Source organism: Lwoffella lincolnii, assembly GCF_002014765.1.
Lineage (GTDB): Bacteria > Pseudomonadota > Gammaproteobacteria > Pseudomonadales > Moraxellaceae > Psychrobacter > Psychrobacter lincolnii.
In genome coordinates, this window is sequence record NZ_MUYT01000001.1 from 161,176 (window position 1) to 180,034 (window position 18,859).

The window sequence follows — 18,859 nt, forward strand, 5'->3', positions numbered from 1 at the left end:
TTTAAATGCAAAAGGTTACCATGAAAATTGTTACCGACAAAACCCCCAAAGTGGACATTCACGCCATTTTAACGCCCCAAGAAATTGATGGCATTCATCATCACATTCATCACTACCCACAGCCCCGTGCCGCGGTGCTTGATGCCCTAAAACTGGTACAAAAACGCCATGGCTGGGTCAATGATGCCCAAGTGGCCGCCATTGCCAATATGCTTGGCATCAGTGTGGCAGATGTTGAGGGGGTGGCGACATTTTTTAATCGCATTTATCGCTTGCCTGTTGGGCGACATGTGATTTTGGTTTGTGATAGCATTGCTTGCTATTTGACAGGTTATGAGACGCTTTTGGCTGAGTTTAAGGCACAGCTGGGCATTGAGTTTGGGCAAACCACAGCTGATGGCAGGTTTACCCTGTTGCCAATTTGTTGTTTGGGAAATTGTGATAAAGGGGCAAGTGTGCTGATAGATGAAGACACTTATGGCCCTGTGCTGCCGTCTGAGGTCGGTCTATTATTGGAGCAATATGTATGAATAAGCCAAATGTCAGCGAACAGATTGACGCTCGTAAAAACGGACTTGCCCCAAGCCAGCTTAACCGCCAAAAAACGCCAATTTGGGGTGTGGGACTGGCGGACGGGCAAGCACCAACATCACAAACGCACCCTTTGACATGGCGACTGTATCATCATGATGCACTGCTGACACTGGCAGATTATGAAAAGCTGGACGGTTTTGTTGGCTTAAAAAACGCCTTGACCAAATCGCCCAAAGAGGTCGGCGAGATGATAAAAACCGCCAATGTGCGTGGGCGTGGTGGGGCAGGGTTTAACGCAGGGCTAAAATGGACATTCATGACCCCGCCTGATGGGGGCGTGCGTTATTTGATTTGTAATGCCGATGAGATGGAACCGGGGACATTCAAAGACCGCCTATTGATGGAGCGTCTGCCTTTTCAGCTCATTGAGGGCATGCTCATCAGTGCCTATGCCATTGGGGCGAGCGTGGGCTATGTCTTTATCCGTGGCGAGTATGTTCTAGCTGCCAAGCGCTTACAAAACGCCATTAACGAGTGTGTCGCCAATTGCTTGCTGGGTGATGGGATTTTGGGGACGGAGTTTAACTTTACTTTGCATGTTCACACAGGGGCGGGGCGGTATATTTGTGGTGAAGAGACGGCACTCATTAATTGCTTGGAGGGCAGGCGTGCCAATCCACGCACCAAACCGCCATTTCCCCAAGTCTCAGGGGCGTGGGGTCGCCCAACGGTGGTGAATAATGTTGAGACATTAAACAACATGCCTGCCATTTTGCTAAATGGGGTGGATTGGTATTTGGATTTGCCAAAAGCCAAGGGCAAATCCACCACCCCTGGCACCAAAATCATGGGCGTGTCAGGGCGTGTCAAAGATGCAGGGCTTTGGGAATTGCCTTTTGGTCATACCGCAAGGGAGTTAATAGAGCTGGCAGGTGGCATGCAAGAGGGGCTTAGCTTAAAGGCATGGCTACCGGGGGGAGCGAGTACCGATTTTTTGACCGCAAGTGATGAGCATTTGGATTTGGTGATGGACTTTGACCCCATCATGAAAGCGGGCAGTCGTTTGGGTACTTGCTTGATGATGGTGGTGGACGAAAGCCAAGACATGGTGAGTTTGTCAAAAAATCTACAACAGTTTTTTCAGCGTGAAAGTTGTGGCTGGTGTACCCCTTGCCGTGATGGCTTACCGTGGGGCGTTAAAATCCTTGATGCCATGGATAACGGACAAGCCCAAGCGGACGACATTGACAAACTCTCCGAGCTGACACGAGATTTGTGGATTGGCAAAACCTTTTGTGCGCATGCCCCAGGAGCGATGGAGCCACTCATGAGTGCGTTAAAATATTTCCGTCATGAATTTGAGCAAAAAGTGAACAACCAATCAAAACCACAACAAAATAAGGTGGGGGTGTAACATGGCAGTCATTCATATAGATGGCAAAACTTATGATGTGGACGGCTCGGACAATCTGCTCTCAGCCTGCCTGTCGCTTGGCATTGATGTGCCGTATTTTTGTTATCACCCAGCCTTAGGTTCGGTCGGTTCTTGTCGTCAGTGTGCCGTCAAACAGTATAATAACGCCGAGGATTATCAAGCAGGCAAAGGGCGGTTGGTGATGAGCTGTATGGTTGCCCCCAGTGATGACATGTACATCTCTGTTGATGATGATGAAGCCAAGGCATTTCGCAAAAGCATTGTGGAATACTTGATGACCAATCACCCCCATGACTGCCCCACTTGTGAAGAGGGTGGTCATTGTCATTTGCAAGACATGACTTATATGTCAGGTCATCATCGTCGCCGTTACCGCTTTACCAAACGCACTCACCACAATCAAGAGCTTGGGCCTTTTATCGCTCATGAGATGAACCGCTGTATTGCCTGCTATCGCTGTGTGCGTTTTTATCAAGATTATGCAGGCGGTGATGATTTGGGCGTGTATGCGTCTAATAACCGTGTTTATTTTGGTCGCCCAGAAGATGGGCAGTTTGACAGTGAGTTTAGTGGTAATTTAACCGAAGTGTGTCCCACAGGGGTGTTTACGGATAAAACCCATTCTGAGCGTTACAATCGTAAATGGGACATGCAATATGCCCCAAGCATTTGCCATGGCTGTTCGGCAGGCTGTAACATTTCAGCAGGTGAGCGTTATGGTGAGCTTCGGCGTATTGAAAACCGCTATAATCACGATGTTAATGGCTACTTTTTATGCGACCGTGGGCGTTTTGGTTATGGTTATGTTAACCGAGCGGATAGACCTACCCAAGCCATTGAACGCATCAATGACAAACAGGTTAAAATCAACATTGATTATGCTCTTGATGAGACTGTCAAACGCCTAAAAGGCAAAAAAATCATCGGCATTGGTTCTGCCAGAGCCAGTTTAGAGACCAACTTTTCCCTAAAAAAATTGGTCGGCTCTGACAATTTTTCTACAGGATTAAATGCCACTCAGCAACACTTAGTGCAAGGTGTCATTGACATTTTACAAGACTCAAACACCCATAATGTCAGTATGCGTGAGATTGAGACACATGATGCTGTCTGGGTCATTGGTGAAGACATCACCCAAACCAGCCCACGCATTGCCTTAGCAGTCAGACAAGCTGCCAAAAATAAAGCTAAAAAACTGGCAAATGATGTGCAGGCACAACAGTGGTTGGCAGAACCTGTTAAGCGGGTGGCTCAAAACCAACTGAGTCCTGTGTATATTACTGACGTACATGATACTAAGCTGAGCGACATCAGCAAATTATCGTTGTCTGCCACCCCTGATGACCTGCTGGCATTGGTACAAGCGGTCATTGAGCAGATAAATACTGTTACAATGGATAAGCAAGTTTTACAAAATGAGCATGATGAGGGTAAGTTGTGGCAACAACTGCAAGAGAACAACCAACACAGTCAGCAAAATAATACCAATACCAATACCAATACCAATACCAATGCCAGTCATGATGAGATGCAAAAAACTTTGGCCATACTGATTGCTCATGACCTGCTGATGGCACAAAAGCCATTGATTGTTTCTGGGGTTAGTCTTGGTGATGACCGTCTGCTCACCGCCAGTCAACATTTGGTGCGTGTCTTGACTGATAAACGCATGATGCTAAACACTGTAAAACAGCCCAGCAACCAATCAGCTCAACCAACCAGCCTTGTTCAACCAACAAAAGATAAAGAACTCACTGCCAAACCCAATCACCAATTAGATGAACAAGCAGACAACAAACATCAAAATCAGACGTTACGTCAAGATATGCCCATTGATGAACACATGTTGCGTATGCAATATCAAGCATCAATTTATTTGGTTGTGCCAGAAGTTAACAGTGTGGGTGTGGTGTTGTTAGGTGGTCAAGACATCGACACGCTATTGGCAACTGATTTTGAGGCGGTGGTGGTGGTAGAAAATCAGCTCACTGATGCCATCGGTGATATTGCACTTAAGAAGTTACTGACGGATAACACGGTCATCTGTTTGGACCATCAGCGATTAGACTGGCATCAGCATGTGGACATTGTGTTGCCAGCAGCCAGTTTTGCCGAAGCAGATGGTACGGTGGTGTCAGCAGAAGGGAGGGCTCAGCGGTTTTTTCAGGCATATGACCCCAATTACTACCACCCCCTATATGGCATCAAAGAGGGTTGGCGTTGGCTACATGCGGTGGCAACCAGCCTTAATGATGAACCGTTTGGTTGGACACAGCTTGATGATGTGATTGATGAGTTAATCGCCACTCATTCCCATTTGCAAGGCATCAAAGACGCCGCCCCCAATGCAGATTTTCGCATCAGTGGGCTAAAAGTGGCACGAGAGCCAAGACGCTATTCAGGTCGTACCGCCATGCGAGCTTCCTTATCGGTACACGAGCCAATGCAACCTAAAGACTTAGACACAGCGTTGACATTTTCAATGGAGGGCTATGTGGGTGATAAGACCCCAAGTGGCATGATACCCTTTGCATGGTCAGCAGGCTGGAACTCCCCACAAGCATGGAACAAATACCAAAACAAAGTTGGTGGTAAGCTTAAAGCAGGAGATGTTGGGGTGTGCTTATTTGCCAATAAATGGCATGATAATACGGCTGATGCCCATAAAACTGATAAACATGGTCAAGCGTTTGGTCAAGATGACAATTTTGCCAATCAATCATCAGTTAATACCCAACAACACACCAACCAAAATGGTTTATTGTTAGTACCGATTTATGATTTATACGCCAGCTCACCGATGGCAAAACGCAGTGCTGTGGTGCAATCACAATTAATTGCTCCCAGTTATCGCATCAACACACAGCTTGCCAAATGGCTTGGAATTAAAGCAGATGACATGTTGACCATCATCAACGATTCCCAAGAGTTTGCTTATCCGATACATATTGATGACAGCATGGCAGATGGGTGTATTGGCTTTATTGCCAATCTGATGCCCATCATCAATCATCGTCAAGCGTTCACAGTCAAAGTACAGACCGTTCACGCTCCCCAACTCATTGACAATGGCGAGGTCTGAATCATGGAGGCAGTACACACCATGGAAGCAACGCAAACCGTGCAGACGTTGCGTGTTATCCCAGATGTGCCACAGTTGTTAGCAGGGACATTGAGTTATGAGACATGGTCAGCCTTGTTTATGGTCGGGCAAACGTTGGTTATTTTTCTTGGTTTGGTGCTGGTAGCGGCCTTGATGATTGTGTATGAACGGCGTATGTTGGCGTTGTGGCAAGACCGTTATGGCCCAAATCGTGTTGGCTGGCAAGGCTCGCTACAACTGGTGGCGGACATGCTCAAAATCTTTTTTAAAGAAGACTGGACACCCAACTTTGCCGACAAACGCCTATTTACCCTAGCCCCTGCCATTGCCATGTTTAGTGCTTTGGCGTCTTTTGCCATCATTCCATTATCACCCACATTGGGGGCAGCAGATTGGAACATTGGCATTTTATTTTTCTTTGCCATGGCAGGTTTGGCGGTGTATGCGGTGATGTTTGGCGGCTGGGCTTCTGCCAATAAATTTGCTTTGCTTGGCGGTCTGCGTTCAGCGGCTCAGACGATAAGCTATGAGGTATTTTTGGGCTTATCGCTTATGGGCGTGGTGGCGATGACAGGGTCGTTTAACCTGCGTGATATTGTCTTGGCTCAGGCAGATGTTTGGCATATCATTCCACAATTTTTGGGGTTTTTGACCTTTTGTGTGGCAGGCGTGGCAGTTACTCACCGCCATCCTTTTGACCAACCAGAGGCGGAACAAGAACTGGCAGAGGGCTATCATGTGGAATACTCTGGCATGAAATTTGGCATGTTTTTTATCGGTGAATATGTCAATGTGGTTGTCATCTCAGCACTCATGACCTGTTTGTTTTTTGGGGGTTGGCTTGCCCCATTTAATCTGGATTTGCCCTTTATCCCCCCTGTTTTTTGGTTTTTGATTAAGACCTTGTTTTTTATGACTTTGTTTGTGCTGGCTCGTGGTTCGCTCATGCGTCCCAGATACGACCAGGTGATGAATTTTGGCTGGAAAGTGTGCTTGCCCATAACACTGCTAAACCTTTTGGCGACTGCTTTTGTGATTTTGATGGTGAATTAAATGTTTGCAACTTTAAAAAATACGGCAGTGGGCATGTTTACCATTGTGCGTTCAATGTGGATGGTCAACAGCCACGCCCTAAGACCCAGAGACACGATTTTATACCCTGAACAGCCTGTGCCTGTACCGCCCCGTTTTCGTGGTCGCATTGTGCTGACCCGAGACCCCGATGGTGATGAACGCTGTGTGGCGTGTAACTTGTGTGCGGTGGCTTGCCCTGTGGGTTGTATTAGCCTACAAAAGGCAGAGCGAGAAGATGGGCGTTGGTATCCTGAGTTTTTTCGCATCAATTTTAGTCGCTGTGTGTTTTGTGGCATGTGTGAAGAGGCGTGTCCAACCACCGCCATTCAGCTGACCCCTGATTTTGAGCTTGGTGAATATGACCGCCAAAATCTGGTGTATGAAAAAGAGCATTTACTCATCTCAGGACCTGGTAAGTACCCAGATTATAATTACCATCGCATCACGGGCATGGCAATCGCTGATAAGCCCAAAGGGTCGCATCAAAATGAAGCAGAGCCTGTCAATGTACGGAGTTTGTTGCCATGATGTCTTTACTCACTGTTTCGACAGCACCACTGTTGGCATTTCCATTGGCAATGTCTTCTGCCACCAGCTCTTTGGTTGGTTTTTATGTATTGGGTTTGGTCGCCATTATGGCCAGTCTTCGGGTTATCATGCACCCCAATCCTGTTCATGCCATTTTATCCATGATTGTGTCTTTGTTGGCGGTGGCAGGGATTTTCTTTTTGATTGGGGCTTCATTTGCAGGGGCTTTAGAAATCATTGTCTATGCTGGGGCGATTTTGGTGCTGTTTGTGTTTGTCATCATGATGCTAAATCTAGGACAAGCCAATGATGCCAAAGAAGCCAGTTGGCTTAATGGTCAAATATGGGCAACACCTGTGGGTGTGGGGTTAATCATTGCGTTGATATTGTTTGCGATGATTGCAGACATGGGGCAAGTTGCTTCTGTTGGTGATGCTGGGTTAATCGGTGCTGATGAAGTTACCGCTCAGCAGGTGGGAATTCGCTTATTTACTGATTATGGATTGCTGGTGGAAGTGGCTGGATTATTGCTTTTGGCGGCATTGGTGAGTGCTTATCACATTGGCAAAAAAGCGATTGATGATGAAAATGTCAGTCATGGCAGTATGAAGCATGACATGTATGATGAACAAGGCGAGAAGATGATTGTCATTAATGACACAGATGACAGTAACCATGGTAATGATAATCATGGTAAAGTCCGTATCCATCTGACCAAAGAGCTTGCCACTCAAGCCAAACATGGCAAAAAACTCAGTACCGATGAGGAGACGCCTTGATGTGGTTATTAGTTGGAGATGTCCACACTGTGGCAGATTCTGTACCATTTAGTGATGTGCCATTAGGTGAAGCCTTGGATTCATCAACCACAGTGGTGATGAGTCAAGCCCCACAAGTCAGTGAACAACTGCTTGGCTTTGTACCAATGGAACATGCTTTGATATTGGCAGGGATATTGTTCACCATTGGGCTTTGTGGCGTGATGGTACGCCGTAACCTATTATTTATGTTGATGAGTTTAGAGATAATGATGAATGCGGCGGCATTGGCATTTGTGGTGGCGGGCAGTCGCTGGTTAAATCCTGATGGGCAAATTATGTTCATCTTTATTTTGACCTTGGCAGCAGCAGAAGCCGCCATCGGTTTGGCAATTTTATTACAATTTTATCATCGTCGTCGGCACTTAGATGTCGATACGGCAAATGATTTGCGGGGGTAGGCATGAATTTATTGGCATTCACTTTCATTGCTCCCTTGATTGGTTTTTTGATGTTGGCGGTCATGCGTGACCGTTTAAATGAGATGGCGGCAACCATCATCGGTGTGGGCAGTATGGCTGTCTCAGCGGTGGTGGCATTGATTAGCTCAGTCATTTATTTAAGCAGTTATGACAGCGGTGCTGTTGTGGTCGTTACGCTGTGGCAATGGCTACAGGTGGGTGATTTTGCCCCTAAATTTGCTTTGGCATTTGATGGTTTGGCATTGACCATGACAGGCATCATCACAGGGGTGGGGTTTTTAATTCACTTATTTGCCAGTTGGTATATGAAAGGTGAAGCAGGATTTGCCCGCTTTTTTAGTTACATGAATCTGTTTGTCGCCAGCATGTTATTGTTGGTGCTGGCAGATAATTTATTATTGCTTTATCTCGGTTGGGAAGGGGTGGGCATCTGTTCTTATTTGCTGATTGGCTTTTATTTTAAAGAGCGAGCCAATGGGCGGGCGGCGATAAAGGCATTTACTGTAACTCGTGTGGGTGATGTGTTTTTGGCGTTTGGTTTGTTTTTATTATTTAAAGAATTAGGCACATTAAACATCAGCGACATCAATGAGTTGGCGGTCTTACATTTTGGCATGAATAATCCCATTTTGGTATTGGCAACTGCCATGCTGGTGGGTGGTGCTTGGGGCAAATCAGCACAACTGCCATTACATACTTGGCTTGCTGATGCGATGGCAGGACCGACACCTGTGTCGGCGTTAATCCATGCGGCCACCATGGTAACCGCTGGTGTTTACTTAATCGCTCGCATGCACCCACTTTTTTTATTAACGCCTAATATTTTGTTTTGGTGGGTTGGTGTGGTGGGTGCGTTGACGTTGGTGGTGGCTGGATTTTGTGCGTTGGCACAGACAGACATCAAACGCATTTTGGCGTATTCTACCATGAGTCAGATTGGTTATATGTTTTTGGCATTGGGCGTGGGGGCATGGCAGGCGGCAATTTTTCATTTAATGACTCATGCCTTTTTTAAAGCGTTGCTATTTTTGGGGTCAGGGGCGGTGATATTGGCGTATCATCACGAGCAGAATGTCTTTAAAATGGGTGGTTTGTATTATAAAAATAAATTTTTGTTTTATGTGTTTTTGGTTGGTGGTGGGGCGTTGGTTGCCCTGCCATGGGTAACCGTGGGCTTTTATTCTAAAGAAGCCATTTTGTGGGAAACTTATGCCACAGGGCATCAAAATCTATTTTACATGGGGGTGTTTGGGGCATTTTTAACCGCCATTTATACGTTTCGCCTGATTTGGCTGACATTTTTTGGTGAAGAAAAAACCCCCATTCATCAGCTTTCTGGTATCAGTTATTGGTTACCGCTGGCGGTGCTGTTGCTGTTGTCGACAGGGGTTGGGGCGTTGATAACCCCCTCTTTAAGTGATGTCTTACCACAAGGGGTGGGGCAGATGCTTGAGCTGGCAGGAGATGCTCATGGTAAGCACACGTCTGAGTGGATTGCCATGGGGGCAACCTTGTTTGGTTTGGCAGTGGCGGTGGTGCTGTATGTGGTGAATCAGGGTCGATTGCTTAAAAAGTTTAAATGCTCTTGGATTGGGTCGGGGCTGTACCATTGGTGTCATCATGGGCTGGGATTTGATGCCTTATACGATTGGCTGTTTGTTAAACCCTTTATGTTGCTTGGTAAGCTGTTACAAAAAGACCCAATTGACAAGGTATGGAATGTGTTGCCTGTGCTTGCTGATGTGGGTAATAAGCTGACGCTTGGCATGCAAAACGGCTCTATTCGTGGTTATGCCACCAATTTTGCGATTGGTATGGCGGTGTTGCTTGTGATGGTTATGATGACGGTGGTATAAGATGATGGATTTACAAAACTCGTTTCTATTACCTGCACTGATTGCCATTCCGTTTATCACAGGTTTTTTGTGTTGGTTGGCAGAAAAAATTGACCCACATTGGTCTAAGTGGACGGCCATTGTGGGTATGGTCATGACGCTGGGCTTGACGCTATTTTTATGGCAAGCAGGTGAGTATCATGGTTTAAGCCAACAAATACTTACCTCAAGCCATGTGCCAAACTGGACAGCCGAGTATGTGTTGCCTTGGATACCCAGTTTTGGCATCAGTTTTCATTTGGCATTAGATGGGCTGTCATTGCTTATGGTGATGCTGACGGCTTTACTTGGCATCATGGCAGTGGCATGTTCTTGGGGTGAAATTCAAAGGCGTGTGGGCTTTTTTCATCTTAATCTGCTGTTTAGTTTGGGCGGTGTGATTGGGGTGTTTTTGGCGGTTGATTTATTTTTGTTTTTCTTCTTTTGGGAGATGATGTTACTGCCCATCTACTTTTTGATTGCTCTTTGGGGGCATGATGCCATTGGTAGTAAGACCAAGGAATACGCCGCCACAAAATTTTTTATTTATACACAAGCCTCAGGCTTAATCATGTTGATTGGCATTTTGATGCTCATCATATTGCACCATGGCCAAACGGGCGTGATTACGTTTAATTATAATGAGCTGTTGGGTACTGATTTAGGACAATGGGAATATGTGGTGATGTTGTTGTTCTTTATTGGTTTTGCCGTCAAGTTGCCGATTGTGCCATTCCATGGCTGGTTGCCTGATGCCCATGCCCAAGCGCCTACGGCAGGCTCAGTGGATTTGGCAGGTATTTTAATTAAAACAGCAGCTTATGGCTTGATACGTTTTGTGTTGCCATTGTTTCCAACAGCCACTCAACAGTTTGCCCCCATTGCCATGACTTTGGGTTTGATTGGGGTGTTTTATGGGGCATGGTTGGCATTCATGCAAACTGACATTAAGCGTCTGCTTGCTTACACCAGTGTGTCGCATATGGGATTTGTGGTGTTGGCGATATTTGCTGGTACGCTTTTGAGTTTGCAAGGTTTAATGATACAGATGTTGGCTCATGGACTCAGTTCAGCGGCACTGTTTATCATGGCAGGTCAGTTATATGAACGCTTGCATACTCGTGATTTAAAGTTGATGGGCGGTATGTGGGGTAAGATGCGTTATTATCCTGCGTTACTGATGTTTTTCTGTGCGGCACTGTTGGGCATTCCAGGGACGGGTAATTTTATTGGCGAGTTTTTGATACTGTTTGGGGCGTTTGCCCAATATCCTTGGTATGTGGTGTTGGCAACCTTTAGCTTGGTATGGGCAGGGTTGTATTCGCTGATTCTGATTCATCAAGCTTTGTTTGGTGATGGTGATGGCAAGCACATTGAACAGGCACTCATCAATCAGCCAGCCAACAGTCAATCAGCACATAAGAGCAAGCTGTCTGATATTAAGGTAACGTATCGAGATTTGAATGTGCGTGAAATTGGTATTTTGCTGACCTTAGCGGTTGGGTTGATTTGGCTGGGGCTGTTTCCACAAGCGTTTTTGGATACCAGCAGTAACAGCATGCAATGGATTACCAATGCGTATCAATCCAATGATTATCAACCCAATGCGTATCAACCCAATGGTCATCAGTCCAGTCAAGTAACCCAAGACGCAAGCCAATCAGCGTTGCACCAAGCAACTCATCAATAAGGGGCAATAAGTGATGTTGACCGTACTAAATTCTTTAAGTCCTTATTATCCCTTAGCACCTTTGGCCGTGTTGGTGATGACGCTGCTGGTGGTGATGTTGACCATCACTTGGCAACGGGTGCATTTTATCATCGGCACATTGACAGCCTTGGGTTTGAATATGGCGTTACTGGTGTTGGTCATGCAAATGACAGGCTTTTGGCAAATTGATGTGCCAGAAGGCATCAATACACATTTGTTTGTGTTTGACCGCTTTGCTTGGTTTAATGGTGTGGTGATTTTGTTGTGTGCGTTGGCGTGCACCAGCTTTACTTACGGATATTTTGAAACCTTTGAAGACCAAATCGAAGAGATGTATTTGCTGATTTTGACTGCCACCATTGGGGCAATATTGATGACAGCAGCCAATCATCTGGCAGCGTTATTTATGAGCCTTGAGTTATTGAGTGTGCCACTGTATGGCATGTTGAGTTATGCTTTTGGTCGCCGTCCTTCACTAGAAGCAGGATTAAAATATTTGGTTCTGTCCGCCACTGCTTCTGCCACTTTATTGATGGGCATGGCGTTGGTGTTTGCATCAACTGGCACGTTGTCTTTACATGAAATGCACCAAATGATGATGAATGGTGGCATTGACAGTTTGCTGATGGTTGGTATTGCCATGATGGTGTTTGCTGCTGCCTTTAAATTGTCTGCTGCTCCCTTTCATCAATGGACACCTGATGTCTATGAAGGCGCACCTGTGCCTGTCTCAACCTATATCGCCACTGTTTCTAAGGTGGCGGTGATGGCGGTGATGTTGCGATTCTTTATTGGTTCAGGTGCCATTTATGTTACCAGTGTGCAATCATTGTTGATGGTGATTGCCTCATTGTCAATCCTGTTTGGCAACCTATTGGCACTAAGACAGACCAACATTAAGCGTCTGCTTGCTTATTCATCGATTGCTCACATTGGTTATGCGTTGGTGATGTTGGTGAGTGTACAAGAAGTGGCATCAGCATTGGCCAGTATGTATATGGCGATGTATGCACTCAGTAGCATCGGTCTGTTTGGGGTGGTGGCGCTGCTGTCTAGCCCATACAAGGCTCGAGGTGAAGCGGTTGAGTTGGTGCATTATCATGGCTTGTTTTGGCATCGTCCTGTATTGACAGCGGTGATGACCATGATGCTATTGTCTTTGGCAGGCATTCCACTGACAGCAGGATTCATCACCAAATTTTATACGCTACTTTCTGCGGTGCAGGGTGGTCAATGGTTCTTGGCTGGTATGATTGTGCTGGGCAGTGCCATTGGTCTGTACTATTATTTGCAAGTGTTGATTACCTTATATCAACGCCCGTCACAACATCCCATATTATTGGCAAAACAGCAGGGCGATGTTACTGTCAGTTCAACCGCTATCAGTCTAACCGCTATCAGAAACCAACGTGGTCAAATAGACCATAACGACCCTGTCAGCACAAAGCATTTGATATTTGATGTGCCGATGACATGGGGTGTTCAGTTTGGTGGTTTGGTGTTGGTGGGGGTGACTTTGATAATTGTTTACTTTGGTGTCCTGCCAAGCCAGTTGATTGAATGGTCAATGCTGATAATGCTAAGATGATGCGACAAGCAAACTTTGGTAAAAAAACTGGTAAAAAACCAAGTTTGGTAAATAAAAGTTCGGTAAATAAAAGTTTGGTAAATGAATGTATGAACAACGATAACATCTCAAACAACATAGCCACAGTCACAGTGACCGAAAAAACCACTTGGACCCCCAACTTATTTAGTTTTAAAGTAACACGTCCAAGCAATTTTAAATTTACGGCAGGGCAGTTTGTGCGATTGGGTGTTGTGCCAAAATGGCTTACTTTTTATCGGCAAACAACAAAGACGAATGACGCTGATATGGACAGCATTGACCATGTTGATGACAATGCTGATATAAAGCGTGTTGATGTGCAAAGCGAAGGCATTTTTCGAGCCTATTCCATTGTGTCATCGCCTTATGATGACCATTTGGAATTTTTTTCGGTGGTGATACCCGATGGTGAGTTCACCTCAAACCTACAGCATTTGCAAGTGGGGGACACACTCCTATTGAACACCACCCCCTTTGGTTTTTTAACCTTAGCACGCTATCAAAAACCTGCCCCAAAGGATTTGTGGCTATTGGCAACAGGGACTGGTGTTGCTCCATTTTTATCCATGTTACAAGACCCTGATACTTGGCAAAAGTATGATAATATTGTCTTAGCCTATAGCGTGCGGACACAAGCAGAATTGGCGTACGCCAATGCCATACCGAAAATTGCCAGTCAGTTTCAAGCATTGGTAGATGTGCCTGCTAAGTTTGTCTTTATTCCCATCATCACAAGAGAGCAACAGGTTACGGTAACGGATAAACTTAAAAATAAAAACATCACCATCACCAACACATTATATGAACGTTTACCTAAGCTATTATTAGGTCAGTTGCAAGAAGTGGCAGGGGTTGAGATGAATGTGGCACATTCGCACATCATGTTGTGTGGCAATCCACAGATGGTTGATGATACCAAAGAGTTACTCAAAAATATGGGTTATGCCATGAACCGCCGTGGTGAAGGTAATATTGCGGTAGAAAACTATTGGTAAATGATTGAGCTGGTCAATGATTGGCCAAATACATGCTGACCATCAGCATCTACCATTCATCTGCCATGGGTCGTTTTTCTTACTGTGTTGTGTCAGATGTGTTGGTTTCTGAATGTGGATTATCTGCATCGGTGATGACATCGCTACTGGCATCAGAAGCCAGCAAATCACGGTAATTGACTTGGGCATGTAAAATCAGTTGTTTAAATTGAGTCTGTGCGGTATTCACTTGCACTTTATGCAGCGTGTTCATGATTTTTTGGTTGTTTCTTAACCATCGCCCAATGTCAATATATAGCACGTTATCTTTGCTGTGAGCCAGATTAATTTTGCCTAATATCAGCCCTAATGGGTCTTTTTTAAGTAAGCGATGATAAGCATTAACACCTAACTTAATGGCTGTTGATTTAAGATAAGAGGTGCTATGTAACTCTAAAATTTCGGTATCGCTAATTTGTGCGAATACCAGACGTTGACGCTGACGGTCAAGTTGTATCTGTACCAAACGAAAATTGCTGGCAACATGGGCAAAAATGCCTTGAATATTGACGATGGCAAATAGTCGAAACCAGCCTTCATAAAGTTCAATACGCATCTGTAAAATGGCTTGTACGTTTTTGGTTACAAAACGACATAAAGCATCATTGACCTGCTTTTCTGATACCGTCAGTAGCATCTCATCGGTTATGGGTGCGGTGAGTTGATGCCATTTTTCTTCAATCACATTAAAGATGTGTTGCCATATTGTGCTATGAAAATCATTGGGTTGCATGGTTATGTTCATGGTTGCCCTTATTTATCTAAACTTATTTATCTAAATTAGCCATCTAATTATCAGTCGTCATTTTATGCTATTATGTGCCAGTTTGACAAATCCACAGTTTAAAAAATTTGTCAGCAGATTTTGGTCATCTTCTTAAGTGATTTTAATCTGTCATCTTAATTTTTTATCTGAGATTTTGTACTATTTTAGCTTTTTATCTTTAGTTTTTTATTGTTTTATCATTTTAGCCTTTTATTGTCTTAACATTATTGTCTTAATATGGCCAGATAAGAATTGTTCGGTTTATGGCACAACACATCAAAGACTCACACAGTTATTACCTTTCTGCCACTGTGACAAAAAAACGCAACAGCATGCCCATGGCAGTAAGCATTGCCCTGTTGGTGCATGTGGTGGTGTTGTTTGGTATCTCATTTTCAACGGGCAAAAACCCAGCCGACACGGTCAAAGATGTGGCAACTGCCTTGACTCAAAATACCCAAGAGAATGAAGAAGCTCACTTCATTGCCAATGCCAGTCAGCAAGGTGGTGGCAGTCATGACAACATTGAACGACAAGAAACATCACAAATTAGCCCACTTGAGAGTGAAACGTTACAAAAGACCCAAGATGTCATCAATCAACATCAGCAACAACGACAAACCCAATATCAACAAAGTTATTTACGAACCACTCTAAGCTGGCGTGAAACCAATAAAAATCATGATAATGACAGCGATAGCAACCATGAAAACTTAGAAGAGCAAACCCAAAAAGTACGAGATAAAATCGCCACACTAGAAGCACAACTGTCGCAACGTCAACAACAACTGGCTGCCAAAACCAAGATTGAAACGGTTGACAGCAATGCCACCACCTATGATAAAACCAGTGCTTACCTTGAAAAGTTTCGTCAACATGTTGAAGGGGTTGCTAACCAACATTATCCCATGCAGGCATTGGCTCAAGGCATCATAGGCGATGTGCGTTTGATGGTCATTATCAAGCCAGATGGCAATGTTAAAGCCATTCGTCTGCTTGAATCATCAGGTTCAACCATTCTAGATGAGGCGGCTAAACAGTCGGTGCGTCGTTCAGCCCCTTATGGGCATTTTACCCAAGAAATGCAAGATGTGCTTGAGTTGCGTATCATTCGTACATGGCGCTATTCGGGTGATGTTCAGGTGGCATATTAAGACATGCCCTAATAAACCAACTAATGCCAAACCAAATAGGAGAAATTATGTCAGCAAATAATCTAAACATACTGATTGACCAATGGCTTAATAAGGGCATAATCATGCTGGGGCAATTGGTTGTTGCACTATTGATATTCTTTATTGGTAAATGGTTGGTAAAAAAAGTTGTTCGCTTGGTTGATACCATGATGCAACACAGCAAACTGGATAAAACCGTTGCCAATTTCATGGGCAATATCTTATATGGCTTGTTGATGGCGGTTGTGGTGATGGCGGCCTTAAGCAGGCTTGGGGTGAACACCAATTCAGTGGTTGCCATTTTAGGGGGGGCAACGGTTGCTGTGGGTCTGGCACTAAAAGATCAGCTGTCTAATTTTGCCGCAGGAGTGATTATTGTGCTTTTTCGACCATTTAACAAAGGTGATATGATTGAAATTAAAGACAATAAGGGCAGAGTGAATGACATCACACTGGTTAATACTCGCTTAACAACATTAGATAATCATGAAATTGTGATTCCCAATTCACAAATTACCACCACTGCCGTTACCAACTTCAGTGCCATGCCCACTCGTCGAGTGCAGGTGGTGCTGGGTATTGGTTATGGTGATGACATTAAGACCGCCAAAGACATCTTATTATCCCTTGCTCAAGGTCATGAGTTGGCATTAAAAGACCCTGCTCCGACGGTTTTGGTTACAGACCTTGGTGATAGCTCTGTGGAACTGACATTAACCGTTTGGTCTGCCAATTCTGATTGGTGGAATCTTAAATGTGATTTGCTTGAACAAGCAAAATATGCCATGGATAATGCCAGTATTGAAATTCCATTCCCACAAAGTAGCATCAGTGTGGTTGGATTGGATAAGTTGTTGGCAGGGCAAAAATCTGATACTGGCTTGTGATGATAATCACAGAGCATTTGAAATGCCCTGCCAAAGACAGGGCATGATTTTTTGTGAATGTTTTTGCTGATGGTTTGTTTAAATCAACTTAATTTTGGTTGATGCAATTTCGGTTGATGTCATTTTGGTTAATGTTACTTAGGTTAACGCCGCCACAACAGCATCTTCACCTGCGGTGCTTGTGCCATTGGCTTGCTCAATCATTTTGCCATGCTCATCTAATACCATGATGGCGTTGGAATGATTAATCATACCACCTTCAGCGTGTTGATAGCGGATATTCATGGTGTTGGCAAGCATACGCACATCATCATCACTGCCATTTAAGAAAGTCCAATGTTCATCAGCCTTGTAATGCTCACCAAAGTTCTTCAAAATGGCTGGGGTGTCTCGCTCAGGGTCAAAGCTCACCACCAAAAATCCTGTGTTGGCACGCACCTCTTCAGGCAGTTTGTCTTGAATGTTTTTCATGCTACGCATCATAAATGGGCAGACTTCTTTACAACTGGTATAGATAAAGGCAACCACTTGTTTTTGCCCTGCCAAACTGTTTAAGTCAAAGGCGTTGCCATCTTGGTCTTTCCAATCGCCTTCCACCAGATATACTGACTCTTCTAAGGCAGGTGCTGGTGTGTCCGCCACAGGCAACTCAATATGTTCATGATGACCATGACCATGCCCATCATGTCCGTGTGCGTCGCCATGGGCAGCATGTTCATGGGCGTGTTCTGTGGAGACCACCTCGCCATCATGGGTGGTTTGGTCGGCTTTTTGTTCGGTTTGTTGGCAGGCACTCAAAAGTAGGGCAATGCTGCTGGCTAAGATGAGTTTTTTCATGATTTGCTCCTGATTGATGTGGCGTTTTTTGCCACAGATGCTAAGTGGTTACTGTTAATTCGCTGGTTGACTGATTGTCATCAATTCTGATTGTCATCAATTGGTTCGTTTTGTGCAATTTTGCTAATCATTTGTTTAAGCGTGGCTGATTTTTAATCTTTTGCACAGCGAAATCCCAAGCTTTTTAGGGCAAATTGAGATTGTAAGCTTGAGCGAAAACCGTAACGCATAAAAGCGGCATAATCTGATGGGTCGGGTGCACCTGCTGCACCAGAACCACAAAACATGGTTTGGTTTAATGTGCTGTCTGCTCGTGATTCACCTGACACCAGATTGCTGTTAAAGTCTTGTGTCCATTCCCAAATCAGGCCGTGCATGTCGTACACACCCCAGTAGTTGGCTGGGCTTTGGGCCACACGCTTTAATGGCATGGTGGCAGATTTGGTATACCAGTCTAAAATGGTTTGGTTATACCCTTTTTCTTGACTGCCATTGATGCGAGTGGTTGACGCTTGTGCGACATATTCCCATTCTGCAATCTTAGGTAAGCGTTTGCCTTGAGCTTTACAATAAGCGTTGGCGGCATACCATGAGACATTCACCACAGGTTTATCAACATCGGCTGGGTTTGGATAATAACCTTGGCGTGTTTTTTGCCAGTGAGCCAAATAGTCAGGTTCAGCAAAAAGCTTGGCGATGTTTTGTTTTTGCCATTTGGGATTGTTTGCGACAAATTTGGCAAATTGTTGGTTGGTTACGGGTATTTTATCAATGTGAAAATTACCCACGGTCACCATGGGGCTGTCTTCACTTAAGTATAAAGGGCGATATGTGCCACCTTTGATGCTTGCCATGGCATTGGTGTCAGTTTTGGCGTGGGCGATGGGCTGGGGTGATAACACAAACGCTACTAAAGCCACAACCAAAGAGCTGATGACATTATCCCACGCAGTTAAGTGAGCCAATGTGTTGGTGTGAGTTAATCTCATCAGACTTTCTCCTTATTCACAAGCTTTTAACTACCTTTTAACAATACTTTAATAACTTCTAGC

The 18,859-nt window shown here is 44.7% G+C and carries 16 protein-coding genes; 13 read left to right on the plus strand and 3 right to left on the minus strand.

From position 1 onward, the window contains the following. Nucleotides 1–20: 20 nt before the first annotated feature. The 11 genes from nuoE (at nucleotide 21) to B0682_RS00870 (ending at nucleotide 14,103) form a co-directional block, all read left to right on the plus strand. The gene (gene nuoE, locus B0682_RS00820) at nucleotides 21–530 is read left to right on the plus strand and encodes an NADH-quinone oxidoreductase subunit NuoE (RefSeq protein WP_064606019.1); all 510 of its coding nucleotides are present in this window, start codon (nucleotides 21–23) and stop codon (nucleotides 528–530) included. Then, nucleotides 527–1,948, plus strand: coding sequence for an NADH-quinone oxidoreductase subunit NuoF (gene nuoF, locus B0682_RS00825; protein ID WP_078306203.1), 1,422 nt, complete (start codon nucleotides 527–529; stop codon nucleotides 1,946–1,948). The genes nuoE and nuoF overlap by 4 nt, the downstream gene beginning before the upstream one ends. 1 nt (nucleotide 1,949) lies before the next feature. Then, nucleotides 1,950–5,051, plus strand: coding sequence for an NADH-quinone oxidoreductase subunit NuoG (gene nuoG, locus B0682_RS00830; RefSeq protein ID WP_078306204.1), 3,102 nt, complete (start codon nucleotides 1,950–1,952; stop codon nucleotides 5,049–5,051). Nucleotides 5,052–5,054: 3 nt separating this feature from the next. Further along, a complete protein-coding gene (gene nuoH / locus B0682_RS00835) occupies nucleotides 5,055–6,125 on the plus strand; it encodes an NADH-quinone oxidoreductase subunit NuoH (protein WP_276206607.1) in 1,071 nt (356 codons plus the stop codon). Beyond that, complete coding sequence (nuoI, locus tag B0682_RS00840) at nucleotides 6,126–6,674, plus strand: NADH-quinone oxidoreductase subunit NuoI (protein ID WP_078306205.1); 549 nt, start codon at nucleotides 6,126–6,128, stop codon at nucleotides 6,672–6,674. It abuts the gene before it with no gap. 50 nt (nucleotides 6,675–6,724) lie between these two features. After that, nucleotides 6,725–7,453 carry an NADH-quinone oxidoreductase subunit J gene (nuoJ, locus tag B0682_RS00845; protein ID WP_078306308.1) on the plus strand — a complete coding sequence of 243 codons (729 nt, stop codon included), beginning with the start codon at nucleotides 6,725–6,727 and terminating at the stop codon, nucleotides 7,451–7,453. A 98-nt stretch (nucleotides 7,454–7,551) separates the two neighbouring features. Continuing rightward, nucleotides 7,552–7,893 (plus strand): NADH-quinone oxidoreductase subunit NuoK, encoded by a 342-nt coding sequence (nuoK, locus tag B0682_RS00850; protein ID WP_078306309.1) that lies wholly within the window; start codon nucleotides 7,552–7,554, stop codon nucleotides 7,891–7,893. 2 nt (nucleotides 7,894–7,895) lie between these two features. Then, nucleotides 7,896–9,770 carry an NADH-quinone oxidoreductase subunit L gene (gene nuoL / locus B0682_RS00855; protein WP_078306206.1) on the plus strand — a complete coding sequence of 625 codons (1,875 nt, stop codon included), beginning with the start codon at nucleotides 7,896–7,898 and terminating at the stop codon, nucleotides 9,768–9,770. A 1-nt stretch (nucleotide 9,771) separates the two neighbouring features. Then, on the plus strand, nucleotides 9,772–11,478 hold the full coding sequence (nuoM, locus tag B0682_RS00860; protein ID WP_078306207.1) for an NADH-quinone oxidoreductase subunit M: 1,707 nt from the start codon (nucleotides 9,772–9,774) through the stop codon (nucleotides 11,476–11,478). Nucleotides 11,479–11,491: 13 nt separating this feature from the next. Next, nucleotides 11,492–13,087, plus strand: a complete 1,596-nt coding sequence (locus B0682_RS00865) for an NADH-quinone oxidoreductase subunit N (RefSeq protein ID WP_078306208.1) — start codon at nucleotides 11,492–11,494, stop codon at nucleotides 13,085–13,087. An 89-nt stretch (nucleotides 13,088–13,176) separates the two neighbouring features. Further along, complete coding sequence (locus B0682_RS00870; RefSeq protein WP_078306310.1) at nucleotides 13,177–14,103, plus strand: ferredoxin--NADP reductase; 927 nt, start codon at nucleotides 13,177–13,179, stop codon at nucleotides 14,101–14,103. 79 nt (nucleotides 14,104–14,182) lie between these two features. Here B0682_RS00870 and B0682_RS00875 read toward each other — a convergent pair whose 3' ends face one another. Then, complete coding sequence (locus B0682_RS00875) at nucleotides 14,183–14,887, minus strand: hypothetical protein (protein ID WP_078306209.1); 705 nt, start codon at nucleotides 14,885–14,887, stop codon at nucleotides 14,183–14,185. A gap of 284 nt (nucleotides 14,888–15,171) precedes the next feature. On the opposite strand from B0682_RS00875, the gene B0682_RS00880 reads away from it, so the two are divergent. Together B0682_RS00880 and B0682_RS00885 are read left to right on the plus strand one after the other, a co-directional pair. Then, the gene (locus tag B0682_RS00880; RefSeq protein ID WP_078306210.1) at nucleotides 15,172–16,062 is read left to right on the plus strand and encodes an energy transducer TonB; all 891 of its coding nucleotides are present in this window, start codon (nucleotides 15,172–15,174) and stop codon (nucleotides 16,060–16,062) included. Between the two features lie 47 nt (nucleotides 16,063–16,109). After that, a complete protein-coding gene (locus B0682_RS00885; protein ID WP_078306211.1) occupies nucleotides 16,110–16,970 on the plus strand; it encodes a mechanosensitive ion channel family protein in 861 nt (286 codons plus the stop codon). Between the two features lie 138 nt (nucleotides 16,971–17,108). Here the strand turns inward: B0682_RS00885 and B0682_RS00890 are convergent, their stop codons facing one another. After that, the gene (locus tag B0682_RS00890; protein ID WP_078306212.1) at nucleotides 17,109–17,807 is read right to left on the minus strand and encodes an SCO family protein; all 699 of its coding nucleotides are present in this window, start codon (nucleotides 17,805–17,807) and stop codon (nucleotides 17,109–17,111) included. A gap of 152 nt (nucleotides 17,808–17,959) precedes the next feature. Next, a complete protein-coding gene (locus tag B0682_RS00895) occupies nucleotides 17,960–18,796 on the minus strand; it encodes a formylglycine-generating enzyme family protein (protein ID WP_078306213.1) in 837 nt (278 codons plus the stop codon). Nucleotides 18,797–18,859: the final 63 nt, after the last annotated feature.

Coding starts and splice junctions, on each gene's coding strand:
- nuoM (WP_078306207.1), top strand. CDS start 9,772: ATGATGGATTTACAAAACTCGTTTCTATTACCTGCACTGATTGCCATT.
- B0682_RS00895 (WP_078306213.1), bottom strand. CDS start 18,796: ATGAGATTAACTCACACCAACACATTGGCTCACTTAACTGCGTGGGAT.
- nuoE (WP_064606019.1), top strand. CDS start 21: ATGAAAATTGTTACCGACAAAACCCCCAAAGTGGACATTCACGCCATT.
- nuoL (WP_078306206.1), top strand. CDS start 7,896: ATGAATTTATTGGCATTCACTTTCATTGCTCCCTTGATTGGTTTTTTG.
- B0682_RS00870 (WP_078306310.1), top strand. CDS start 13,177: ATGAACAACGATAACATCTCAAACAACATAGCCACAGTCACAGTGACC.
- nuoI (WP_078306205.1), top strand. CDS start 6,126: ATGTTTGCAACTTTAAAAAATACGGCAGTGGGCATGTTTACCATTGTG.
- nuoG (WP_078306204.1), top strand. CDS start 1,950: ATGGCAGTCATTCATATAGATGGCAAAACTTATGATGTGGACGGCTCG.
- nuoK (WP_078306309.1), top strand. CDS start 7,552: ATGAGTCAAGCCCCACAAGTCAGTGAACAACTGCTTGGCTTTGTACCA.
- nuoH (WP_276206607.1), top strand. CDS start 5,055: ATGGAGGCAGTACACACCATGGAAGCAACGCAAACCGTGCAGACGTTG.
- B0682_RS00885 (WP_078306211.1), top strand. CDS start 16,110: ATGTCAGCAAATAATCTAAACATACTGATTGACCAATGGCTTAATAAG.
- B0682_RS00890 (WP_078306212.1), bottom strand. CDS start 17,807: ATGAAAAAACTCATCTTAGCCAGCAGCATTGCCCTACTTTTGAGTGCC.
- nuoF (WP_078306203.1), top strand. CDS start 527: ATGAATAAGCCAAATGTCAGCGAACAGATTGACGCTCGTAAAAACGGA.
- nuoJ (WP_078306308.1), top strand. CDS start 6,725: ATGTCTTCTGCCACCAGCTCTTTGGTTGGTTTTTATGTATTGGGTTTG.
- B0682_RS00880 (WP_078306210.1), top strand. CDS start 15,172: ATGGCACAACACATCAAAGACTCACACAGTTATTACCTTTCTGCCACT.
- B0682_RS00865 (WP_078306208.1), top strand. CDS start 11,492: ATGTTGACCGTACTAAATTCTTTAAGTCCTTATTATCCCTTAGCACCT.
- B0682_RS00875 (WP_078306209.1), bottom strand. CDS start 14,887: ATGAACATAACCATGCAACCCAATGATTTTCATAGCACAATATGGCAA.